This is a genomic window from Bifidobacterium callitrichos DSM 23973 (assembly GCF_000741175.1).
Classification (GTDB): Bacteria; Actinomycetota; Actinomycetes; order Actinomycetales; family Bifidobacteriaceae; genus Bifidobacterium; species Bifidobacterium callitrichos.
The window spans coordinates 126,396-143,561 of the sequence record NZ_JGYS01000011.1; the positions used below are offsets into that span (position 1 = coordinate 126,396).

Here is a 17,166-nt window from a genome sequence, read left to right on the forward strand (position 1 = left end):
TCTGACCCCCTCTGACGAGGGGGCTGTCAGCAAAGCTGACTGGGGGAGAGACAGGTCATGGATACCAAGATCAGAGGATTCGAAAAGGCTTACTTACCATGGCACAACGTAATACGTTCCGCGAGGACGAGGAACTCGAGGAAACCATCAACCTGCGCGACATCGCGCGCGTGGGCAAGTATCTCAAACCGTATCTTCCGCGTGTGGTGCGCATTCTGGCGGTCGTCATCTCGATGAGCTGCATCGTCGTGAGCGTGCCGTACCTGACCAAGATCATGATCGACGAGGCGATCCCGAACAAGGATCTGACCAAGCTGGGGCTGCTCGCCGGCGCGCTGGCGTGCCTGATCGTGCTCTACGAGCTGGCGCTGCGCTATCGCACCGTGTCGATCACGCGCGTCGGCCAGATGATGTTGAAGGACATGCGCCGCGATCTGTTCACGCACATCCAGACGCTGCCGTTCAGCTACTTCGACTCGCGTCCGCACGGCAAGATCCTGATCCGCGTGGTCAACTACGTGAACACCCTGTCGGACACGCTCTCGTCGGGTCTGATCAGCGTGTTCGCCGACGTGTTCACGTTCTTCGTCACGCTGATCGTGATGTTCGTGATCGACTGGCAGCTGGCGCTGTGGAGCCTCATCCTCTTCCCGGTGCTGATCCTGTGGGTGCGCGTGCTGCAGCATTTCCAGCGCAAGGCGTATCAGAAGCTGTCGAACAAGCAGAGCAATCTGAACGCGTTCATCCACGAGTCGATCGCCGGTGTCAAGACCACGCAGACGTTCGCGCGCGAGAAGACCCAGTTCATGACGTTCCAGCAGCAGCAGGACGACGTGCGTACCGCGTGGATGGCGGCCAAGCACATCGAGTTCCTCATGTGGCCGGGCGTGCAGACGATCTCCGTGATGACGATCTCGTTCATCTACTTCGTCGGCATCACGGGCTTCGGCGGCGTGGACGTGACCACCGGCATGCTGATCGCGTTCGTCGGGTATGCGAACAACTTCTGGAACCCGGTCATCAACATCGGCAACTTCTACAACCAGCTGGTCACCTGCTCGGCGTACCTCGAGCGCATCTTCGAGACGCTCGACGTGGTCCCCGAGATCGAGGACAGGCCGGGTGCGCGCGATCTGCCGCAGATCGCCGGCCGCGTCGACTTCAACGACGTCGTCTTCCGCTACGAGGACGGCGGGCGCAACATCCTCAATCTGGTCGACTTCCATGTCGAGCCGGGGCGCACGATTGCGCTCGTCGGTCCGACCGGTGCCGGCAAGACCACGATCGTGAGCCTGCTGTCGCGCTTCTACGACGTGTCCGAGGGGTCGGTCGAGATCGACGGCCACGACGTGCGCGACGTGACGCTCGCCTCGCTGCGCCGCCAGATGGGCGTGATGCTGCAGGATACGTTCATCTTCTCCGGCAACGTGCGCGAGAACATCCGCTACGGACGGCTCGACGCGACGGACGAGCAGATCGAGGCGGCGGCCCGCGCCGTGCACGCGCACGAGTTCATCATGGAGCTGCCCGACGGCTACGACACGGTGGTCGAGGAGCGCGGTTCGACGCTGTCCGCCGGCCAGAGGCAGCTCATCGCGTTCGCGCGCGTGTTGCTCGCCGACCCGCGCATCCTGATCCTCGACGAGGCGACCTCGAACATCGACACGCGTACCGAGGAGGCGCTGCAGGCGGGTCTGCGGCACCTGCTCAAGGGACGCACGTCGTTCATCATCGCCCACCGCCTGTCGACGATCGAGAACGCGGACGAGATCTTCTACATCGACCACGGTCGGATCGTCGAGCACGGCTCGCATGCCGAGCTGCTGGCCGCGCGCGGCGCGTACTGGCGCCTCTACGAGTCGCAGTACGCGGCGATCCGCGCGTAGGGGCGCGGGATCCGAGGGACTCAACGCGATTTCCCGCGATTTGCGCGTTGAGTCCCACTGGATCCCACCGAGTCCCGCGGCAGGTGCCGTTGTTCGTGCTCCGCGTGTCATGGATAAAAGTAGGTTAACGTTAAACATAAATGATGTGAGCGGTAACAGACCGCATCCGCCTACTGCGATCCTGTGGCGCCGTGCCGTGGGGTCGCTGGTCGGCGCGGTCCCCACGCACATGTGATCTTCACGGATGTCAAAGGAGCATACGAACATGACCGATTCCGCAACGACGCCCGCCGCAACGCCCGCGTCCACCGCCGCGCGCCACAGCGCGCCGCTCAAGCTCAGGGACGTGACCGTCACCGATGCGTTCTGGCACACCGAGCAGGAGCTTGTGCGCACCGCCGTGCTGCCGTTCCAGTGGAACGCGCTCAACGACAACGTGCCGGGTGCCGCCCCCAGCTACTGCATGCACAACTTCAAGGCCGCCGCCGCGCAGAACGCGCGCAAGGACACGGAGGGCAAGCAGTTCGTGCCGCCGGCCTACTCCTACCGCGGCTTCGAGTCCAAGCCCGAGGACCCGGCCCGCCCCGATCCGGACAAGTTCTACGGCTTCGTGTTCCAGGACACCGACTTCTCCAAGTGGGTGGAGGCGGTCGGCTACAGCCTCGCCCATCACCCGGACGCCGAACTCGAGGCCACCGCCGACAAGGCGATCGACATCGTGTGCGCCGCCCAGCTCGACAACGGCTACCTCGACACCTACTACATCTTGAACGGCATGGACCGTGCGTTCCACAACCTGCGCTGGCACCACGAGCTGTACTGCCTCGGTCATCTCATCGAAGGCGCGATCGCCTACTACGAGGGCACCGGCAAGGACAAGCTGCTCAAGGCGGCCGAACGCTTCGCCGACTACACCGCCGAGGTCTTCGGCCCGAACGAGGGCCAGTGCAAGGGCTACCCGGGCCACGAGATCGCCGAAATGGCGCTCGCCCGCCTCGCCGGAGTCACCGGCGAGCGCAAGTACCTCGACCTCGCCAAGTTCTTCATCGACGAGCGCGGCACCGAACCCAACTACTTCCGCTACGAGGGCGAACGCGACAAGAAGAACGGCAGCACCGACACCGACTGGAAGTTCGACTACCCGTACGCGCAGGCCCACGAGCCGGTGCGCGAGCAGACCGAGGCGGTTGGCCACGCGGTGCGCGCCGGATACCTGTACTCCGGCATGGCGGCCGTCGCGCGCATGACCGACGATCCGACGCTCGCCAAGGCGTGCGAGAACCTGTGGCGCAACATCGTCGACAAGAAGCTGTACGTGACCGGCGGCATCGGCGGCACGCGCGAGGGCGAGGCGTTCTCCTACAACTACGATCTGCCGAACGACTCCGCGTACTCCGAATCCTGCGCGGCGATCTCGCTCGCGTTCTTCGCCCGCCGCATGCTTGAACTCGACCCGAAGGCCGAGTACGCGGATGTGATGGAGCTCGCCCTGTACAACACCACGCTCGCGGGCATGGCCCTCGACGGCAAGAGCTTCTTCTACGTAAACCCGCTGGAGGTCAACCCGTACGCCTGCCACAAGGATCGCAGGCTCGACCACGTCAAGCCGGTGCGTCAGAAGTGGTTCGGCTGCGCCTGCTGCCCGCCGAACATCGCCCGCATCGTCGAATCGGTGCAGGAGTACGCGTACACGGTTTCCGACGACGCGTCCACGCTGTACACGCACCTGTACATGGGCGGTTCGGCGCAGGTCACGCTCGGCGGCGTGCCGGTGCGTCTGAGCGTCGACGCCGACCTGCCGTGGCATGGCGACGGTTCGGTGGTCGTGCACCTCGGCGACGGCGAATCCGAGGCGTCCGCCGCCCCGTCCGACCGCTTCACGCTCGCCTTCCGTCTGCCCGGTTGGGCCGGCGCGCAGGAGGCGACCGCCGCCGCGATCTCGGCGACCGGCGAATCGCCCGAAGCCGACGGATCGCCCCGCATCACGCGCAACGTGCGCGGCGGCTACCTGTACCTCGCCGGCGAATGGCGCGACGGCGACATCGTCTCCTTCGACTTCCCGATGCCGGTGCGCATGCTCAAGGCCAACCCGCTCGTGCGCGAGGACGTGGGCAAGGTCGCGTTCACGCGCGGTCCGATCACGTTCTGCGCCGAGGAGCGCGACAACGGCGCGAACCTGCACCTGCTGCACGCCGACGTGGACGCGATCCTCGCCGATCCGGGCGAGGTCAAGGTCGAGGACTTCGACTTCCAGGCCGGCGCCGAAGGCATCGACGATCAGGGCCAGGGCGAAGTCGATCAGGTGACCCGTCACATGGTCAGGCTCGAAGTGCCCGCATGGCGCGAGGTCGTGCCCACGGCGGTCGCCGACGCTCCGGCGGGCGATTCCGCGGACGTGCCCGCGTTCTCCCCGCTGTACGCGCAGTACGCGCCGGCCGAACGCGAGTCCGTCACCGCGACCCTCATCCCGTACTTCGCATGGGCCAACCGCGGCGAAAACGAGATGACCGTCTTCCTGCACGACTGATCGCTCGACCCATTCCGACTAGACTGACCCGTATGACCGATGATCAGCAGAGTCAGACGAACGGCGGCGGAGCGCTGAGCGACGAGCAGCAAAGCTCGATCGCGGCGCTCGCCGCCGAGAACACCTATGTGAAGCAGTCGAAGTGGAAGACGTTCCGCGAACTGCCGGCCGCCGACAAGTGGCCGTTCTTCGTGCAGCATTTCCTCGTCGGCACGATCGCGGTGGTGGTGGCGATCGCGTTCATCGTCTCGCTGGCGGTCACGTGGCTCACCAGGCCGCCGCAGACGGAACTGTCTGTCGCCGGCATCGGCATGGGGGAGTACTCCGCCCAGCTGGATGAGCTCAAAAGCGGGTTCGTCAAGGCGGAGAAGATCGATGACGACCGTCTGGTCGACATCGACGGGTCGTTCACGCTCGCGGTGCAGGGCGGTTCGGGCACCGGCTCGTCGAACGGTTCGACCAACTCGTACACGGACGACTCCTCGAAGCTCATGACGATGGTCTCCGCCGGCGACGTCAACATGATCATCGCCGACAAGGCCACGTTCGCCGAACTCGTGCATCGCGGGCTGATCGGCAAGGTCTCCGACGTCGAGAAGGGCGATGCCGCGCTCGGCAAGCTGGCCGACGCCGGCGCGCTGGTCGACAAGAAGGGCGAGCCGATCGCGGGTGCGTCCTCTTCGGATGACGCCGCCGAGGCCGGCAAGGCGTACGGCCTTGCCCTGTCCAAGTCCGCCACATGGTCCGGTGCTGGTGTCGCAGGCGTCAAGGGCCTGCCCGACGACGCCGTCATCGGCTTCTCCAACGTGGTCGACGCCACCCACGCCTCCCGCGCCCGCGACTTCGTCACCTACCTCCGTTTCGAGTGACGGGCTGCACATGAGCAACAAGGGAAGGGTTACTGGCGGCAGGACGACGCTGCGGGACGTGGCGGCGGCGGCCGGCGTCTCCCCGATGACCGCGTCGAACGCACTGCACGACAAGCCCGGCGTCAGGGAATCGACCCGGGCCAAGGTGCTCGCCACCGCCGAGAGACTCGGTTACCGCATCAACCTGACGGCGAGCATGCTCAAGTCGGGGCGCAGCAACATCATTCACATCATCGTCAACGCGTTCGACGCGCCGTTCTACTCGAAATTCGTGCAGTCGCTGACCGCCGCGACCGCCGAACGCGGACTCACGCCGTTCGTCGAACAGACGCACTATTCGCCGGCTGACGGGCAGCGGGCGCTCGCCTCCAACCCGTTCTCCGGGCAGCTGTTCGACGGGGAGATCATCAACGCGGCCGGTCTGGACGCGCCCGGGCTCGAATCGACGGGATTGGGTGCGGGCGCATCGCATCACGGTCGTCCGATCGTGCTCATCGAGGGCTGCGAGGAGACGCCCAGCGTCGACTCGGTGAACTTCCCCAACGAGGACGGTGCGCGCGCCGCCATACGCCATTTGATTGATCGCGGATGCCAGCGCATCGCCATCGCCGTGGGATGCGGGTACCTGTCTCGCGCGGATCTGACGCATGCCGAGGATCCGCAGCAGCTGCGACTGCGCGGAGCCGGCGCCGCGCTGCTCGACGCCGGACTGCCATGCGACGAGACGACAGTGTTCACTGCGTACAACGCCGCGACCGGCATCGAGGCAGGCCACGCCATCGCCGATTCGTCCGATTCGTCCGATTCGTCTCAGGCGTTCGACGGCGTATTCGCGGCCACCGACTATGCGGCGTTCGGCGTGCTGCGCGGTCTCGCCGATCGCGGGGTACGCGTGCCCGACGACGTGAAGGTCATCGGCTTCGACGGCGTCACGGCCGGCACGTACTGCGTGCCGACCCTGAGCACCATCCAGGTTGATTTCGACCAGCTCTCCCGGTTCGCCCTCGACATGATCGCCCGCCGCATCGAGGAGCGCGGCGATTCGTCCACGTCCGCCGCGCCCCCGGAACGCGTCACCGTAGGCTACACGCTCGTCGCCCGCGAATCCACGGAGGTGTAGAGCGAGAAGCGATGCTCGCCGGCCTCCAGTGTGGTTCCGGCGGTGACGACCTCATGCGTATCCTCGTCGACGATGCCGCCATCAGGCTCGTCAAGGCCGGGATCGAGGGTCGCGCGCACGCCCTCCGGCACGGTCACGACGAGACGGCAGGAATCGTTGTCGTCCATCGTCCATGACACCGCGATCGTGCCGCCGGACGGCACCTTATGCGAGGCCGCCCCGGAACGGATCCCGTGACGAACCGCCTCGGCGATGAGCGGAGCCACGCGCACCGTGCGCCAGCCGGGTTCCGCGATCTCGAGTCCGCCGATCGCCGTGTGCATCCAATCGGCCACGGCACCCAGCGCGTAATGGTTGAACGAGGTCATGTCCCCCGGATTCACCTCGCCGTTCGGCAGCATCGAATCCCACCGCTCCCATGTGGTCGTCGCGCCCATGCGCACCTGATACAGCCATGAGGGGCAGCGGTCGGACAGGAACAGCGAGAACGCCTCGCGGGCGTGGCCGGTCGCGCACAGCGCGCCCAGCACGTACGGGGTGCCGGCGAACCCGGTGCCCACCACGTACTCGCGCTCGCGCACCAGTTCGGCGAGCCGCTCGCCTGCGATCTCGCGCAGATGGTCGTGGTCCGTGGCGTCGTCCTCGAGCAGATCCAACGCGATCAGCAGCGCGTACGCGCACTGCGTGTCCGAGGTCATGCGGCCATCCGGCAGCACGAACCGCCTGCGGAATCCGTCGCGGATATGCGCGGCAAGCTGCTCGTAGTGCGCCGCGGCCTGCGGATCGCCGACCACGTCAAGTATCTGCGCGACCAGCTTCGCCGAATTCGCGGCGAACGCGGTCGCCACGAGATTCTTCTCGGTCATCGCACGGGCGGCGTCGTCCGGCGGGGCGGTCGGATCGAGCCAGTCGCCGAGCTGACCGCACCACACCTCCGGTCTGCGATCCCACACACCGTCGTCGGACAGCAATCCCGCGACCTCGTCCATCCAACGCCGGGCGAGCGGCAGGTGACGACGCAGTATGGACGCGTCGCCGGTCGCCATGTACAACGCCCACGGCACCATCACGACCGCATCGCCCCACAAGGCGACCGCCGCCGGCTTGCCCCAGCCGGGCGAGGGGTACGGCACGTAGTAGGGCACCGTGCCCCACTTGTCGGTTTCGATCGCGACATCGTCGAGCCAGCTGTCGAGGAAGCCGGTCACGTCGTACAGGTATGCGGCGGTCGGCGCGAACACGGCGATGTCGCCGGTCCAGCCGAAACGCTCGTCGCGCTGCGGGCAGTCCGTCGGAATGGAGACGAAGTTCGACAGCATCGACCAGCGGACGTTCTCGTGCAGGCGATTCACGCGATCGAGCGAGCAGGAGAAGTCGCCGAGCGGGCGTCGCGCGGAGCTGTAGACGCGTGTGAACAGATCGTCGGCGGTGAGCGGGCGATCCTCGGGCCAGCCGCTGATGCACGCATAGCGGAACCCGTGCATCGTGAACCGAGGCTCCCACCAGCTCTGCGTTGCGTCTCCCTCTTGTCCCGACGCGATGTAGTGATCGCGCTGCACCGCGCGACGCAGCGGACGCGTCGCCGGGCTGCCGTCCGGATTGAGCACCTCGACATGCTGGATCGTGATCTCGGCCCCCGCCGTCAGCCCCTCCGGGATGCGCAGGACCACACGCTGGGTGCAGTTCTGGCCAAAAACCACCAGCCAACGGCCGTCGGCAAGACGGGTGATCGCGCTGCTCGCGGGCAGATGGCGCTCGCCGATCTCTCGCACCGCGGTCGACTCGTCCGCCGGGTAGAGCACGGATGGATCGAACTCCAGCTCCTCGACCGGCTGCCAGCGTACGGAGTCGGTGCCGGGGCTGACGGCGCTGAGCGGCAGTCCGAATCCCGGCAGGGCCTCGCGTGCGTCGTAGGTCTCGCCCTCATACAGCCCGCTTGCGAGGATCGGACCGTTCGTCGTGCGCCACAGGCCGTCCTCGGCATTGCTTGCGATGACGGTCGTGCCGCCGTCCGCGTCGACGATCTCCAGCTGGGCGATCAGGCCGAGCCGGTCGCCGTAGCAGTCGCGCTCGCCGCCGCCGAAGCCGATGCGGCCGCGATACCAGCCGTCGCCGAGCCAGAAGGCCATTGCGTTGTGGCCGTCCGCGATGAGATCGGTCACGTCGTACGTCCAGTACGGCAGGCGTGTGCCGTAGACCGTCCATCCGGGCGTGAGCACGTCGCGGCCGACCCTGTGGCCGTTGATCTCGCATTCGACCAGACCCCACGCGCTCAGGATGAGCCGTGCCGAGGCGATCGTGGGGTGAGAGGAGTGGAGTGGGTGGTCGAACTCGCGCAGGAACACCGGCGGCTGGCGCATGTCCGGCGCGCGGTCGAACGGCGTGGAGTCCGGCCCTGCGATCATGCGCGCCTGCGACGGCGCGTGCGGGGCGATCGGTCCATCTGTCATGAGGTTCCCTTTCCGCTTCGGCCGTCAGTGGCCGTTGCAGAGACCTAGGTGTATGTAACGGTATATATTGTACTGTGCAATCGGCAAAAGAGATAGTGAAGAAATGCCGTGTTGCATGTGGTTGTGACTTCAATTACGATATGTACCGGTACATATAATAATGCTGTTCGTATACATATCAATGACTGGGATCCATGGATGGTCGGGACCCGTATCGAACGGCGATGGAATGAAAGCGAGAGACATATGTCCGAGAACGCGTCAGCGTCCGCCACATCCATCGATCGCATCCTGTTCGGATGCGCCTACTACGACGAATACATGCCCTACGACCGTCTCGACAGGGACATCGAGATGATGAAGGCCGCGCACATCAACGTCGTGCGCATCGCCGAATCGACCTGGTCCACCGAGGAGCCGCAGCCGGGCGAATTCGACTTCCGTCACGTCGACCGAGTGCTCGACGCCACCGAGCGTGCCGGCATCAAGGTGATCATCGGCACGCCCACCTACGCCGTGCCGTCCTGGCTCGTCCGCCTCGACCCCACCGTGCTCGCCGACACCCCGAACGGCCGCCGCGGCTACGGCCCGCGCCAGATCATGGACATCACCAACGCCACGTACCGCCACTACGGCGAGCGCATCATCCGCCGGCTCGTCGCCCACGTCGCCGATCGCCCGAACGTCATCGGCTATCAGGTCGACAACGAAACCAAGTACTACGACGTCGTCTCGCCGAACGTGCGCCAGATGTTCGTGCGTCACGTGCGCGAGCTGTTCGACGGCGATCTCGACGCGCTCAACCGCGCGTGGGGGCTCGACTACTGGTCGAATCGCATCGACGCGTGGGAGGACTTCCCCGATCCGACCAACTCGATCAACGGGTCGATGCGCGGCGAATTCGACGCGTTCCGCCGCGGGCTCGTCAGCGAATACCTCGCCTGGCAGGCGTCGATCGTACGCGAGTACGCGCGCGACGACCAGTTCGTCACTCAGAACTTCGATTTCGGCTGGAAGGGCGGATCGTACGGCGTGCAGCCGGCCGTCGACCACTTCGAGGCGGCCCGTGCGCTCGACATCGCCGGCGCGGACGTGTACTTCCCGACGCAGGACGAGCTCGACGGGCGGCGCATCGCATTTGCCGGCGATCTGACCCGCGGACTCAAGGGCGGACGCAACTATCTGACGCTCGAAACCGAGGCGCAGGGCAACATGGGCTGGCTGCCGTACCCCGGCCAGCTGCGACTGCAGGCGTACGGCAACCTCGCCTCCGGCTCCGATTCGGTCATGTACTGGCATTGGCATTCGATCCACAACTCGTGGGAGACCTACTGGAAGGGCATCCTCTCGCACGATTTCGAGCCGGGGCGAACGTATCGCGACGTCGCGGCGATCGGCGCCGAACTCGAGGCGCACGGCGATCGGCTGCTGCATCTGACGAAGCGCAATCGTGCGGCCGTGATCGTGAGCAATCGGTCGCTCACCGCGCTCGAGCAGTTCTCGCTGGAAGGCGGATTCCGCCGCGGCGGGAATCAGGCCGACTACAACGACGTGGTGCGATGGATGTACGACGCGCTCTACGGGCTCAACATCGAATGCGACGTAATCGACGGCGACCGGCTGGGGGAGGGCGGCGTCACCTCCAGCGGACGTGCGCTGAACGAATACGACCTCGTGCTGGTCCCGACCATGTACTGCGCGTCCGATGCCGCGCTGGAGGCGCTGCGCGCGTACGTCTCCGACGGCGGCCATCTGGTCGCCTCGTTCAAGTCGTTTTTCGCCGACCCGCAGATGAAGGTGCGGTGCGATCGCCAGCCGCACGCCATGACCGACGTGTTCGGCATGTGGTACAACGAATTCACCCCGCCGCACAACGTGGGCCTCGACTTCGCTCCGGTGGCAGCCTCTTACGTCGACGCCGACGCTGAAGCCCAAGTGTTCATGGAACTGCTCATGCCCGCATCCGCGGATGCGTCCGCAGGCACCCAGATCCTCGCGCGCTACCGTCACCCCGCATGGGGCGATTACGTCGCGATCACGCGCCACATGTTCGGCGGCAACGGTGGCTGGGCGGAATACGTCGGCACGATGACCTCGCCCGAGGTCATGCGCGGCCTCGTCGCCGACGCGGCCGACGCTGCCGGACTGACCGGCGCCGACGACTGGCCACGCGCGCTCGCCGGCACGGTTGATGTGCGCCGCGGCGTCAACGCATCCGGCGAACGCATCGACTACTTCCTCAACTACTCCGCCGACCCGGTGACGTTCACCCTGCCCGTATCCGGCGAGGATGTATTGTCCGGAGACGCCCATTCCGCCGGATCGCAGGTCACTCTGGCTCTCTGGGATCTCCTCATCCTCGCCGAGTCATGAAGATGAGGTCGACCTCTAGCATCTCGCGCCGTTAATTCGTTTGTCCCACTCTCGGCTCCCTCCTTGTCAGGGGAGCTGGCGATGGCGAAGCCGAGTCTAGATACTCGGTTGCGCCGCCGCAGACCGACTCGATTGCGTTGCCCGGCCGTGTTGCCTGGCTGCGCGCCTTAGCCGTGTTGCTTGGCTGTGTGCCACTCAACGCAATTTTCGGCGATTTTGGCGTTGAGTGGCACGACGATGCGTCATCACCGTCTTGCCGTCTTTTTGACATATTGTCAAAAGGGCCATTTTCCAACGATTCTGCGATAGTCGATATTGCAAGGGCTGTCCCTGCCGACGATGTGTCTGCCACTCAACGCGAAAAATCACCAAAATCGCGTTGAGTGGCGCAGTTTTCTGCCACTCGGCGAACATCAAACGATTGACATGCGCTGAGTGGCAGACTCGTCACGCTGCCATCCCCGATCCGCCCTGATCACCGTATCGGATCCTACGGGATCGGATGTTTTTCGCAACCCCGCAACCCTCAATAACGTTGGATCCTACGGGATCGAACGTATTGGAACGAGAAATGGGGATTCTCGTAGTGGATCCTATGGGATCGGACGCAATGTGCCTAGACTGGGGCTAGACACTCAGGCCTGATTTGTTTAGCGAGCGGATAGTTGACGGAGGGCACTAGCCGATGACGATGCGGAAGGTGATCGGGGAGTCGCCCGAGCCCGGGACGGCAGGCGCGTGGACCTCGAGCGCGTGCTCGTCGCGCGTCCACTCCAGGCCTTTGCCCTTGCCATCGCCCTCGCCATCGGTCGGCCCACCCAGCAGGTCGATGCGGCTGATGAAGCCGTGGAAGTCCGCGTTGTGTGCGGCATCGCCCTTCCTGAGCCGCGTGAACCGGTACACGCCGTCGTCCGACGGACGCATGACGATGGCGTACAGATTGCCGCCGTTGACCGTGTAGCGTACGTCGCGCGAGGTGAAACCCTTCTTCGTACCGTCCGTGAACTGGCCCTCGACGATCTGCGTGGGGCCCTCGCCGAAGCGCTTCCACGGCTTCGACCCGTAGATCGCCTCGCCGTTGGCCTTGAGCCAGCCGCCGATCGCGGTTAGCACCGCGCGATCCTCGTCGCCGATCGTGCCGTCCGGCTTCGGTCCGACGTTGAGCAGCAGGTTGCCGTTCTTGCTGATGATGTCGACCATGTCCTGCAGGATCTCGCCGGCCGGACGGTAGCGGTTGTTCTCGGTGTAGCCCCACGAGTTGAGCGCGATCGCCGTGTCCGTCTGCCAGTGGTACGGCTTGGCCTCGGCGAGCTGGCCGCGTTCGACGTCCGGCACGGCGGTGCCGAACATCATCGAATCCTGTTTGTAGCAGACCGTGACCTCCTCGCCCCATTCGTCCGCGCGGTCGTAGTAGTAGGCGACGAATCGCCTGAGATACGGCTGGACCGCCTCATGCAGGATCCACCAGTCGAAGTACAGCACCTTCGGGCGGTAGCGGTCCACGATCTCACAGCAGCGCAGCAGCCAGTCATCGAGATACTCGTGGGTGGGCTCGGGCTTGCTGTGCTGGTCCCAATGATCCGGTTCGGGCATGGCCGGCCAGTAGAAGTCGCCGCGTTTGAGCGGCTCGTGGATGTCGCTGTCGAAATCCTTGCCGTGGCCCATGAAGAACCAGTGTTCGACGCGATGCGAGGAGGCGCCGTCGACGAGCCCGCGGCGGTGGAACGCCTCGGTCAGCTCGCCGAGCACATCGCGCTTCGGCCCCATCTCGGCCGCGTTCCAGTGCGACAGGCGACTGGCGTACATCTGGAATCCGTCGTGATGCTCGGCGACGGGCACCACGTACCGGGCTCCGGCGTCCACGAACAGGTCGGCCCACGCGTCCGGATCGAATCGCTCGGCCTTGAACATGGGGATGAAGTCCTTGTAGCCGAAGTCCTTCTGCGGGCCGTAGGTCTTCACGTGATGCTCGAATTCGGGCGATCCCTGGACGTGCATGTTGCGCGAGTACCATTCGCTGCCGAACGCCGGCACCGAGTACACGCCCCAGTGGATGAAGATGCCGAACTTGGCCTCCTCGAACCATCGCGGCGTGCGATGCTGCTGCAGCGACTCCCAATCCGGTTTGAACCGCCCTCGCTCGATCACCTCGTCGATCGCCGCGAGATCGCGTCGCATATCCTCATCGGTCTCCATCGTCCCGTTCCTTTCGCTGTGCCGTGCGGCACTCCGCACGTGTCGTACGTCAGTACGCTGTCCACGATACGAGACCATGCGTACTGCATGACGACATACAAGGCGCGCCCCGACTGCCGGCGGCGGGCGAACGGGGGACGGTGCGTCGTTGGAGAAGCCTGTTGCTACGTAGGAGTGGCGTGGGGTTGTGGTGCGTCGCCGTTTGCGGGACAATGGGAATACACAGGGAGGTGGGGGTGCGATGGTGCGTGATTCAGGACAGGTTCCATTCGATATGACGCCGGTCGAGGAGCCGGATCTCGCCGACGATGCGGGCACGTACGGGGATGGCGGGAGGGCGGCATCTCAGGGTCCGTCGAACAATCACCGTGTGCTGCATCGATTGTTCTCGATTTTCTTCGTGGTGGCCGTTGCGGTGACGATGATGGTTGTGATGGATGCGCGCCATGCGCGTGAGGGCTGCATGGCGGCGGAGACCGAATGGGATCAGGTCGCTGCGGATCTTGCCCGATACCATATCGGCGGATTGACCAAGCCGGCCGAGTGCTCGGAGGATCTGGCGCTGCCGGAGCGGTCGCGTGCCGACGAGCAGGCGCTGCGCGATGATATCGCCCGATTGCAGACCCGCCTGAACGAGGCCATTCAGGCCGAGCAGGCGAAGAATCAGACCGAGGAGACCGATCGTCCCGCCGAGCCACAGAACGTCGAGGAGGAAGAAGAAGAGGACTCCACAGGTCAGGCCGGCATCCTCAGCAGGATGGGCTACGTGAAAATGGGCGCTTCCGCGTTGTTGATTGACGATCCATTGCATCCGGCTCCGAACACCCCGGCAAGGGCCCGGTTGCAGGCCGCATACGACAAGGCCGTAGCGGCGGGCGAGGCCGGCGAGAGGGATGTGGTGCTTATCGAGGAGCTTGAGAACGCCTATGTCGCGTATTTCGGCGAGCGTTATCCGGGCCGGCAGCCGCAGCTGCGGGAATGGGATTGAGTCCTCGTCCCCGGCAGTCCGCGGGGGACTCAGCGCGGTCAAGGCCGATTTCCGGCGTTGAGTCCCGCGAATCTGTGGGATTCAACGCGAATCCCCACGTTTTTCACGCTGAGTCCCCCGAGTCAGGCGGACAAGGCGAACAGGAGGCGCAACAGGGACGGGCAGCTCAAGGAACTCTGGCGTTGGTATGCGCCGTTGTCCACGACGTACGGATGCTGCCGCTCAGCGGATGCGGACGTAACGCGTGGCGCGTCCGGAACCGATCTTGCGGATGGTGCCGTCGTTCTGCAATGCCTTGAGTGCGCGTTCGATGGTGGTCAGGCTGATGTCCGGCAGCTTGGCGTGGACGTCGGCCTTGGATATCGGCACAAGTGTGTCGTCGAACAGGGCGGCGATGCGCTGCGCTTTGGTCGCCCGTTCGCGGGTCGTCGCAGTGTCGTCACCACTCGGGCCGGTCTCTCCGACTACGTATCCGATGCGGTCGTCGAATTCCCTGTACGCGGTGAGGATCATGCCGAGCAGGTAGTTCGTGAACGGCTCGTAGTCGTTCTCTCCCTCGTTCCATCCGACGGTGCTCGCCGCCAGGGCGTCGTAGTAGGTGTCCTTGCTGCCTTCGATGAGGTGTTCGATGCTCACGTATTTGCCCACCTGGTAGTCGTTGCGGTAGAGCAGCAGCAGCGTCAGCAGTCGGCTCATGCGCCCGTTGCCGTCGTTGAACGGGTGGATGCAGGTGAAGTCGAGCGTGAACATGGCGATGGTGAGCAGGGGATCGGTATGCCCATCCTGAATCGCCTCCGCATATGCGTTGCAGATGCGCCCCACCAGTTCCGGCGTGGCCAGTGCCGATGGCGGGGCGAAGCGTACGCGCCGATTGCCGTCGGCGTCCCGCTCGATGATGACGTTGTCGCTGTCCTTGAAGCGTCCGCCGAAGGTCAGCGGCGTGTGGCGGAACAGATCCCGATGCAGTTGGAGTATGACGTTGGGCGTGGGCGGGATGTAATCGTGGCTTTCGTGGACGATGGCGAGCACGTCGCGATATCCGGCGATCTCCTCTTCGGCGCGATTGCGCGGGGTGACCTTTTCGGCGACCAGTGCGTTGAGTCGTTTGTCACTGGTCGCGATGCCCTCGATGCGATTCGAGCGTCGGTGCTTTGGATACGCGCGATGTTCGTCAGCGTGGTGAGCACGTCCGGCCGGATGCCGGTCCTGGCGTTCTGCCGTCCTCGTTCCTCGTGGATGGCGGTGAGCAGGCTCGTCGTGCGTGGGGTGAGCAGCCCGACCGCCGAGGCGATGTAATCGAAGTCCCGCATGCGGCGCCTTCCTTCTGCATCATCGGCTTTATCTGCATCATGTTTTCTGCATCATATGATACCAAAATGATGCAGAAAACAGGGGAGTGAAAATCGAGAAGGACAAGACTGATCCTGTCCGTATCCCGCTAGGGAAGGTCAACTTCTTGCGGGAAATGGACCCTAACAACGCGAATCGCGTCCGATGCCCGCGAGGAGTTCGGTTGCTCTATCGGCTAACGGACGCCGGGATGCCGGGATGCCGGTATGCCGGTATGCCGGAGCGTGCGACTTACCGCGGGCGATGCAGAACCCCGATGGTCATGGTGCCAAGTGTGGTTCGAAGAGGTCTCTCCGCACGCTGACCGTTGATTTTGTGAGTATCGAGGTCTTCGTAACTGTTGATTTTGTGATTCTGGACTAGAATGTAACCGTTGAGTTTGTGAATACCGTTGTTTTGAGGATAGGAGCCATGCATGTTGCGACGTAAGGCGTACCAAAAACTATGGCTCTTCGGGTGTTTGTGTGGGTGTGGATCACTGGTTTGGCCTACTGGTTATTGGCGTCCGGGGAGTTGTAGGTTGAGTCCGCCGCATTTGAGCATGACGAGGCCGATGAGGTTGTCGAGGTTGCGGTAGCCGTAGCCGATTTTGATGGTGGTCTTGATCTTGTTGTTCACGGCCTCTAGCCTGGCGTTGGACAGTCCTCTGCGGATGGTCGTGAGGATGTCGAAGTGGCGCCTGGCGATCTTCTCGCCGAGCTGGACGAATCCGGGGATGCCGGACACGGGACGCGTCCGCGGCCCATTGGCGCAGCAGGGGGTCGGCTTTGTCGGCGGTCTGTTTGAGGATCATGCGCAGGCGTTCCTTGAGCTTGTACGCCTCCCAGAGGGTCTCGTTGGTGTTGGCGATGCATTCCAGTTGGGCCTTCTGGCCGGCGGTCAGGTCGCCCTCGTTCTTCAGCAGCGCCCATCTGGCGCCCTTGACCGGGTCCTTCGCGCCCTTTTTGGCGACGCCTTTCTTCCGGGCCTCGCGCCATGCGGCGGTTCGTACCTTGTCGAGCGCGTCGGTCGCCCAGGACACGATGTGGAACCCGTCGAGGATGCGTTCGGCCTGCGGGCACCAGCGGAACGCGCACTCGTCGATCCACCGGGCCCCGTCGCCGGTGACGACCCGGATGGAGGCGCGCTGCGCCTCGGTGAGCGTCTCGAAGAACAGGTCGAACACCTTCTCCCCGTGCCCCTCGTGCATCCATACGACCCTGCCGCGGTCGTGGTCGACGACCACGGTCATGTACTTGTGGCCCTTGCGGTAGCTGGTCTCGTCCACGCCGATGGAACGCAGATGGTCGAACAGGCCCGCCCCCTGTTCGTCCCGCAGGTCGTCGGCGACCCTTTTGCACACGTGGCCCACGCTCTTCCAGTCGATGCGCATCAGCGCCGACACGGCGCTTCTGGGCGCGTGCACGC

General features: G+C 64.7%; 9 protein-coding genes and 1 pseudogene. 6 read left to right on the top strand and 4 right to left on the bottom strand.

The window, feature by feature from the left end; genetic code table 11:
* Positions 1–98 precede the first annotated feature (98 nt).
* From BCAL_RS07380 to BCAL_RS07395, 4 genes are all read left to right on the top strand, one after another.
* Positions 99–1,886, top strand: a complete 1,788-nt coding sequence (locus tag BCAL_RS07380; protein WP_043166142.1) for an ABC transporter ATP-binding protein — start codon at positions 99–101, stop codon at positions 1,884–1,886.
* Between the two features lie 265 nt (positions 1,887–2,151).
* Positions 2,152–4,413 carry a glycoside hydrolase family 127 protein gene (locus BCAL_RS07385; protein ID WP_052119170.1) on the top strand — a complete coding sequence of 754 codons (2,262 nt, stop codon included), beginning with the start codon at positions 2,152–2,154 and terminating at the stop codon, positions 4,411–4,413.
* Between the two features lie 32 nt (positions 4,414–4,445).
* Entirely contained in the window at positions 4,446–5,282 is an 837-nt protein-coding gene (locus BCAL_RS07390) for a hypothetical protein (RefSeq protein WP_052119171.1), read from the top strand.
* Between the two features lie 10 nt (positions 5,283–5,292).
* The gene (locus tag BCAL_RS07395) at positions 5,293–6,402 is read left to right on the top strand and encodes a LacI family DNA-binding transcriptional regulator (RefSeq protein WP_043260056.1); all 1,110 of its coding nucleotides are present in this window, start codon (positions 5,293–5,295) and stop codon (positions 6,400–6,402) included.
* On the opposite strand, the gene BCAL_RS07400 is transcribed toward BCAL_RS07395, so the two are convergent.
* Positions 6,366–8,852: an alpha-L-rhamnosidase gene (locus BCAL_RS07400; RefSeq protein ID WP_052119172.1), complete on the bottom strand. Its 2,487-nt coding sequence runs from the start codon at positions 8,850–8,852 to the stop codon at positions 6,366–6,368. The genes BCAL_RS07395 and BCAL_RS07400 overlap by 37 nt on opposite strands.
* Before the next feature lie 246 nt (positions 8,853–9,098).
* Between BCAL_RS07400 and BCAL_RS07405 the strand changes: the two genes are divergently transcribed.
* Positions 9,099–11,225 carry a beta-galactosidase gene (locus tag BCAL_RS07405; protein ID WP_052119173.1) on the top strand — a complete coding sequence of 709 codons (2,127 nt, stop codon included), beginning with the start codon at positions 9,099–9,101 and terminating at the stop codon, positions 11,223–11,225.
* Positions 11,226–11,903: 678 nt separating this feature from the next.
* Here the strand turns inward: BCAL_RS07405 and BCAL_RS07410 are convergent.
* Positions 11,904–13,421: an alpha-L-fucosidase gene (locus BCAL_RS07410; protein WP_052119174.1), complete on the bottom strand. Its 1,518-nt coding sequence runs from the start codon at positions 13,419–13,421 to the stop codon at positions 11,904–11,906.
* 241 nt (positions 13,422–13,662) lie between these two features.
* Here BCAL_RS07410 and BCAL_RS07415 point away from each other — a divergent pair, with 241 nt between their 5' ends.
* Positions 13,663–14,409 carry a hypothetical protein gene (locus tag BCAL_RS07415; RefSeq protein ID WP_152600360.1) on the top strand — a complete coding sequence of 249 codons (747 nt, stop codon included), beginning with the start codon at positions 13,663–13,665 and terminating at the stop codon, positions 14,407–14,409.
* A gap of 222 nt (positions 14,410–14,631) precedes the next feature.
* Here BCAL_RS07415 and BCAL_RS07420 read toward each other — a convergent pair.
* Both BCAL_RS07420 and BCAL_RS13765 read right to left on the bottom strand, forming a co-directional pair.
* Positions 14,632–15,719 (bottom strand): annotated as a pseudogene (locus BCAL_RS07420) (Fic family protein).
* Positions 15,720–16,234: 515 nt separating this feature from the next.
* Positions 16,235–17,166: transposase (locus BCAL_RS13765; RefSeq protein ID WP_476559203.1), on the bottom strand; the 932-nt coding region annotated here is incomplete at its 5' end.